The organism is Aliivibrio sp. SR45-2, assembly GCF_963890165.1.
Lineage (GTDB): Bacteria > Pseudomonadota > Gammaproteobacteria > Enterobacterales > Vibrionaceae > Aliivibrio > Aliivibrio salmonicida.
Map to the genome: position 1 here is coordinate 1 of NZ_CAWPRC010000016.1, position 2,998 is coordinate 2,998.

Sequence of the window (2,998 nt, forward strand, 5' to 3'; positions counted from 1 at the left end):
AATTCAACTAGGTAAAAAATCATTTAATGTAAATTAATTGTTACCAATGATTATGGTATTCAACTACTTAATACTAAGTATCAGATAAAAAAGAATACTTTCTTACATCTCACATAATATTTGTTACAAAATAGTTAAAATTAACTATTTATTTTTTAAAAAAGTTTTTACTTTTTTGATGATTTTATGAACTTAACCACTTTACAGGCATAAAAAAAGCACTCTAGTGAGTGCTTTAGAAATTAAAGAGACAATTAAGCTTCAGAAGCAGCTACATAGTTCTCTAATTCATCAACTTGTACTGTTGTGATGTATTGACCATCTAGGTAGAAAGCAACGCTGTCTTCTACTTTCTCTCCGCGAAGTGTTTGCACTGTTCCATCTAATAATGCAACGTGCATTTCAAGAGTGTTTGCGTCGATTTGTTGGATAGTAGTACTTTCAACATTATTGTTTACTTGAAGTGGAGCAATTGGTGCTTTAGTCATCGAAGAATCAATTTTATCGTTAACTTTAAATACTGCACCGCCAACATCAGTATCAACGACTGCTGGGCTCTTTCCTGTAATGATGTTTTTACCAGTCCAGAATTCAATTGAGTTAAAAATGAAAAGGTCCGCAAACGCTGCTACACCGTATACTGGTGCAAGTAAGATGTATAAGCCTTCACGAGCATAACGGTTATCTACAGCTTTAAGGTTACCAAAAGCAACTAGCTTTGATACGCCCATTTGACCCATACAACCCGTAAGAGTTGTAATACCTAACGCTACTGCCACTGCTACTTTAATTTTTTTAATGTTCATAATTTTCTCTAATTGTTTATTTATGTATTGTTTAACGCCGCAGATATTACCAAGTAACACATTGTAAAAATAGGTTAATATTCATGATTTCACATAAAAATGACATTGAATCGTCAAAAAACCGGCGCCACCATATTTAAAATCTTATATTGCAAAAATGTGGTGTAATTTTCATACAGAGTATTCCAATGCATTCAGAGTACTGATAAACTCCGCGCAAATTTACGTGACTCATGTCATATATTTAAGAAACAAACCATACAATTAAAATTTTAGATTGTAATAAACTTTCAATTCACTGAGATAACGATGAAAAATATCGATAAAGCAATGCGCATCCTGCTTGCAGGCTTCTGTATTAACCTATGTTTGGGTATCCTTTACGCTTGGAGCGTATTTAACAAAGCTCTTGTTACTGATATGGGTTGGACCGCATCACAAGCATCGCAACCTTATGCTATCGCAACAATCACATTTTCACTTTGCCTTTTAGTTGCTGGTATTTTACAAGATCGTATGGGTCCACGCTTGATCCTTATCTTCGGTACTATCCTCGTTGGCTTAGGTATGATTTCATCAAGCTTTGTTGATACTGTATTTATGCTAAACATTACTTTTGGTGTAATGACGGGCGCCGGCATTGGTTTTGGTTACGCATGTCTTGCTCCTTCTGCAATGAAATGGTTCCACCCTTCTAAGAAAGGTATGGTTAATGGATTAATTGCTGCCGGTTTTGGTCTTGCCGCAATTTATTTAGCGCCCGTAACTTCAGCGTTAATTTCTATGTACGGTATTCAAACTACATTCTTAGTTCTTGGTATCGCGATTCTGATTATTGCTACGCCATTAGCGACAACAATTACAAACCCACCAGAAGGTTACACTCCTGAGCTACCTAAGGTTAAAGCAGGTAAAGCACCGCTTTCAACTCGCCAGCCTCTTGATTTGAACTGGAAAGCAATGCTGAAAACACCGCAATTTTATTCTTTATGGATAATGTATGCATTTGCGGCTTCTGCTGGCTTAATGATCATCGGTAACATAACAACGATTGCCAGCATGCAAGCGAACTTACCAAATGCGGTTTACTTAGCGTCTATCCTTGCAGTATTTAACTCAGGCGGTCGTGTTGCTGCTGGTATGCTATCGGACAAAATTGGTGGTGTTAAAACCTTACTTATCGCTTTTGTTCTTCAAGGTATTAACATGGCTCTATTCAGTACATTCGACAGCGAAGTAATGCTTGTTGTTGGTACGGCAATTGCGGCGATTGGTTACGGTACATTGCTTGCTGTATTCCCATCACTAACGGCTGAATTCTACGGTCTGAAAAACTACGGTACAAACTATGGTGTTCTTTATACATCATGGGGTATTGGTGGTGCTATTGGTGCAGCTGTTGTTGGTTATTCAATGAGTCAAGGTGGCGATTACAACCTTGCTTATACAATCTCTGCCGCTATGGTGGGTGTTGCTATTGTATTAGCTATCGTGACGAAACCAATATCTGAAGAAAAAGCGCAGCAACTAAGTCCTGCTAACGTTTAATTTTTTCAATTAAATTAAAGCCCGTTTACTGTTCAGTAAGCGGGCTTTTTTATGTTTATTGAATCGATTCGAACTCAAATGAAAGGGAGTCGATACAAGTCACATTTATTGACAACGTGAAAACAATATATGTCTAAATACGGTGTCAATTAGAAGGCGTTATAAATAGAAGAAGATTATAATTAGTTCGAGAATCGTGTATTCTTAATTTTGGTCATTGAAAAGTAAGTGCACAAAAGAGACACTGGCTTTTTTAGAAGGATATTTATTGTTGGATCAGTTATTTACAGAATGCCTTGAGTCATTTAAATATGACTACAAAACGCTGTGTGAGCACCATTACCCTACTATTCACAATAGAGGAATGTCACCCGTTCACCTAAGTGCTGCATTTAACCGTAGATTATTGTCTGTTTTAAAAAAGAATGAGAATCCTGAAAATTCGCAATTGCATATTATTCAAGCAGAGGCACACCGCTACATTTGTTCATTAGATACCAATAAAGGACATTCTGATAATAAAAAACTGTGGCTTTTGTATCCTCAATTTCTGAATGCAAAAACGGAGGCAAAATCTCAAATATCAGCCTCAATAGCATTTCTTTTTAAATCACACGAAATACAACAGTTAGACTATATCTGTA

Annotated in this window: 2 protein-coding genes and 1 pseudogene; 2 read left to right on the forward strand and 1 reads right to left on the reverse strand. The window is 36.4% G+C overall.

All coding sequences use genetic code 11. The features are described from left to right. Positions 1–254: 254 nt before the first annotated feature. Complete coding sequence (locus AACV33_RS00775; RefSeq protein ID WP_012551921.1) at positions 255–806, reverse strand: DUF3332 domain-containing protein; 552 nt, start codon at positions 804–806, stop codon at positions 255–257. Between the two features lie 309 nt (positions 807–1,115). Between AACV33_RS00775 and AACV33_RS00780 the strand changes: the two genes are divergently transcribed. Next, positions 1,116–2,354 carry an L-lactate MFS transporter gene (locus AACV33_RS00780; RefSeq protein ID WP_017023253.1) on the forward strand — a complete coding sequence of 413 codons (1,239 nt, stop codon included), beginning with the start codon at positions 1,116–1,118 and terminating at the stop codon, positions 2,352–2,354. Between the two features lie 271 nt (positions 2,355–2,625). Then, positions 2,626–2,998, forward strand: a pseudogene (locus AACV33_RS00785) (hypothetical protein); the annotation flags it as partial.

Coding starts and splice junctions, on each gene's coding strand:
- AACV33_RS00775 (WP_012551921.1), bottom strand. CDS start 806: ATGAACATTAAAAAAATTAAAGTAGCAGTGGCAGTAGCGTTAGGTATT.
- AACV33_RS00780 (WP_017023253.1), top strand. CDS start 1,116: ATGAAAAATATCGATAAAGCAATGCGCATCCTGCTTGCAGGCTTCTGT.